1 protein-coding gene and 1 pseudogene are annotated in these 4027 nt (G+C 59.0%); both read right to left on the bottom strand.

Annotation, left to right across the window (positions count from 1 at the left end):
- The coding region (locus tag DFS28_RS30325; RefSeq protein WP_218281375.1) for a VCBS domain-containing protein at positions 1-2525 on the bottom strand (2525 nt) is incomplete at its 3' end.
- Between the two features lie 635 nt (positions 2526-3160).
- Positions 3161-3371 (bottom strand): annotated as a pseudogene (locus tag DFS28_RS30320) (chemotaxis protein CheB); the annotation flags it as partial.
- Between the last annotated feature and the right edge of the window lie 656 nt (positions 3372-4027).

Here is a 4027-nt window from a genome sequence, read left to right as displayed (position 1 = left end):
GTGCCGTCGGCGCTGCTCACCGTAAAGGTGTCGGTGTAGGTGGTGCCGGCGGCGAACTCGTTGTGAGCAGAGTCGGCGACGTAGCTCCAGGCACCATCGGTGCCGAGGGAAAACTGCCCGTAGCTGCCGGCGGTGTTGGACTGGGCGACGAAGGTCGCGGCGCTGTCGACATCGCTGATGCTGAGGGTGCCGGCGGTGGTCAGTGGGGCATCGGTTTCGGTCAGCGTGACGCTGGCCGAGGACAGCACGGCTGCGTCGTTGCTGCCGCTGACGGTAACGGTCACCAGTTGAGTGTCCACGCCACCCAGGCCATCGCTGACCTGCACGCTGAACACTTCATCGTGACTTTCGCCCGCCTTCAGCGACTGCACCGCACTGGCGACGCCATCGGTGCCGTTGGCCAGGGTGTAAGTCCATTTTCCGGTACTGTCCACCGCGATCGAACCGTAAGTGCCCGAAGCCGAGCCATTGATGGTCCAGGTGGACGTGGCAGCGTGATCGATGTCGGCCGAGCTGAGCTGGCCACTCACGCTGAGCGTGGTGTCTTCCTGCACTGCACCGGCATCATTGCCCGTTGCGAAGCTGAGTACGGGCGCGTCGTTAGTGCCGGTGATAGTGATGGTGACAGTCTGCGTCGCCGAGGCAGCGTTAGCCGCGCCGCTATCGTCGGTCGCGACCACCGCGTACGAGAAAGTGATGGTTTCACCCGCACCGAGGAAGTCGAGGTTCTGATGGCTGCTGTAGTCCCAGCTGTTCTGGTCTACGGAGAAACCGGCTACCAGCGCCGAGGCCACGCCCGCATTGAGCACGCCAGCGCTCCAGACGATGTCGTTGTTAGCGGTCTGCGACACGGTCACTGTGTCGGTGCTGTCCAGATCGGCAAAGCTCAGGGCTCCGCTGTCACTCAGGGTGGCCGTGCCGTTGCCTTCGTTCATCGCTCCAGTGCTGTCGACAATCGTCAGCGTCGGCTGGTCGTTGGTGCCGGTAATCGTAATGGTCACGGTCTGCACCGTGCCGTCGCCAATCGCCACGTTGTAGGTCTGGGTGCGAGTCTGGCCTTCGCCGAGGAACTGCAACGCGGCGTTGTTCACCGCGAAGTGCCATCCCAGTGAACCACTGCCCGTTCCGGTGCTGTCGCTCAATGGATCGGTGGTGAAGCTGCCCAAATAGCCGGAAGCGCCCGGTGTGACGCTGACGCTATGGGTGTCGATCAGGTCGACGTCACTGAAGGTGATGCTGCCGTTGGCTGCGTAGTCACCGCTGTCTTCCTTGGCATCGCCGGCTTGCACACCGCTGGCGATCTGTACCTGGTCGTTGGTGCCGGTAATGTTAATGGTAATGGTCTGTACCGCGCCGTCGCCGATCACCACGTTATAGGTTTGAGTGACGCTCTGGCCTTGGCCGAGGAACTGCAGGGCGGTGTTGTTCACCGCGAAGTTCCATCCCAGCGAGCCACTGCCCGTACCGGTGCTGTCGCTCAGTGGGTGGATGGTGAAGCTGCCCAAGTAGCCGGAAGCGCCCGGCGTGACGCTGACGCTGTGAGTGTCGATCTGGTCGACGTCGGTGAAGGTAATGCTGCCGTTGGCTGCGTAGTCGCTGCTGTCTTCCTTGGCTTCGCCGGCCTGCACGCCGCTGGTGATCTGCACTTGGTCGTTGGTGCCGGTGATGGTGATAGTTACATTCTGCGTTGTCGTCGAGCCATGCCCATCATTGAGGGTGACCACATAGGTTTCGGTAGCAGTCTGACCCTGGGCCAGGTGCTGGGCTGCCGCATTATTCAGGGTGTAAGTCCAGTTAACGGTGCCGTTTGCCGCGTTGGCCGCTTCACTCACTGGCGCAAGGACGAAGTTGCCCAGCGCTGTGGTGTTGCCTCCCGCTGCCACGAAAGAGGCGGTATGTGTGTCGCTCAGGTCGACATCGTTAAAAGCAATAGTGCCTGTCGCATTCAGCGAGTCGGTCGGGCTCAGCGTCGTAACTGCCTCTTCGGTTACCGTGCCGGACTGTGCGCCGATGCCTATCGTCACAGCGTCATTCACACCAGCGAATTGCACCTGCGCAGTGGCCCAGCTGAGCGTGCCGTTACCCAGACGAATCGCATAGGTAAAGCTGTCTGTCAGGGAGCCTCCGGCAGCAAGTGACTGGAGTTGTGCCTTGAAAGCAGTCGACAACGTAGCGGCGTCGTAGCCGACCTTGCCATCCGACGAAATCCAGATCTTCGCCCCGTTGAAACTGGTGTCAGTGCTCGTCGCCTCAATTCTGCCCGTGTCCTGGATCAGGAGGTCGGCGGGCGCATAAATCTTGGTGGCAGTAGAAAGACTGGTCGCGTCATCGAGTGACCAAAGTGTCTTTGCGTTGCCGCCGAGGTCATTAGACATGACGTCCAGGTATACGACCCCCAGCAGGTCTTCAGTGATGGCCGCGGTGCTCGCGCCAATAACACCGGTAGTGAAAATGTCGTCCTGCGCTTGCGCAGTGTTGGAAAGCGAAGTAACGGTGCCGCCGCTGGTCGTTGTGGTGGTAGCCATGTCTTTCTCCCGGAAATGCCATTTTTTATTTTTAGAATCGTTAGGGACTGCTAACAGGACAATGTCCCGTTCTTGCACCGCTCAGGTTGTTCTGGGGGGGTGCGAGGCGGCCGTCGGACATCGTCGGCCAGCTGACGGGACAAGCGCTGCCGGTAGAGCCGCGCGGGTATTGCGGGGGTGGAAATGTTCGCCGCGCTTGAGCCGCGGATCGCAGGACAAGTCGGGCGAACGTGGACGCCAGCCTGGGGCTGCGCTGCGCATGGCACGCAATAGACTGAGAGTACCCATGTGGAAGGGTCTCCTGGAGAAAGGCTGGGGGAGGCCGTGTTTTGGGGTAGCACCGACTCAGGGATACGGCCTTTCCTGATATCAGTTTGATGTTGTTTAGTTGTGGGGTCAGGCTTTGTAAAGGTGTTAAGCGCAGTTAACAGTGCGACGTGCCAATATTCCGACGGATGGATATTTTGGTGTCAATATTATGTCGATTTGTTTTTGGCGAATGGGCCGTGAGCGCTCAACAATGGCGTGTCTCGAATGAGCTGAAACCCCAATGGGACGCGGGCTGCCTGAGTCATAAACGTTGGGATACCCGTCAAATTTCATCGTCTGTTAGAGACGCCCCGCCGGAGCCTCTGCTTTTGCGGTATTTCCACCAGGCAACGCCCGATCGATCATGCCGGTCTCGATGGCTGCTCGTGGCATACCGTCGAACTCGGCGTCTTCCGGCGCCTGGGCCAGCGTGACACCGCCCTGTTCCTTAATGCGCGACAAGCCGACCGCGCCGTCGGAACCGCTGCCCGAGAGTACTAAGCAGAAGGCGCACTCGAGGTGCACTTGTGCCAGATCGGGCCTCGAACCACGATAGATAGGTGTCATGTATAAAGGCGCGCAGGGTAGGGGAGGTCGCACCTTTACGGCCTTGGGGGGATGCCAGTGGTTCGCCGTACTCGTGGGCATCGGCCAAATAGCGGGCGGTTTCCTGGCGGGCCTGCTCGAGCGTTATCTTACCGACACGGCCAAGGGTGACGTTCTTGTCCCGTGCCCAGGTGACCCTAATAGCTCATATGCCCCACCGGGCAGTACGCGGATGAATTCGCTCTGACCACAATTGCGCCTGCCGCGGGCAGTGCTGTTCTATTGGCCGCCCTTGGATGGTTGTTCAGGACCTGGATAGGGAAACGCCTGAACGTTAGCATCAGACCTAGGACGTTTTCATAGAGGCACCCTGGGCTCCTTTATAAGGAAAAGAATTTTCAGGCGGGGGGTTGACCGCGTATTTTAATACTGTACTATTCGCCTCCCGCTAGCGAGCAGCTTGATGTTGCTTCTAGTCTAAGTAATTGATTTTATTAGAAAATCAGAAACTTTTAAGGTTGCTACTTGGGGGTGTGTGCTGTAGAGTACGCTCCTCGGTTGAGACGAAAGATCTTAACCAACCGCTCTTTAACAACTGAATCAAGCAATTCGTGTGGGTGCTTGTGGAGTCAGACTGATAGTCAACA

Source organism: Pseudomonas sp. 478 (assembly GCF_003254125.1).
GTDB lineage: Bacteria > Pseudomonadota > Gammaproteobacteria > Pseudomonadales > Pseudomonadaceae > Aquipseudomonas.
This window is presented reverse-complemented; position numbering and strand designations above follow the sequence as displayed.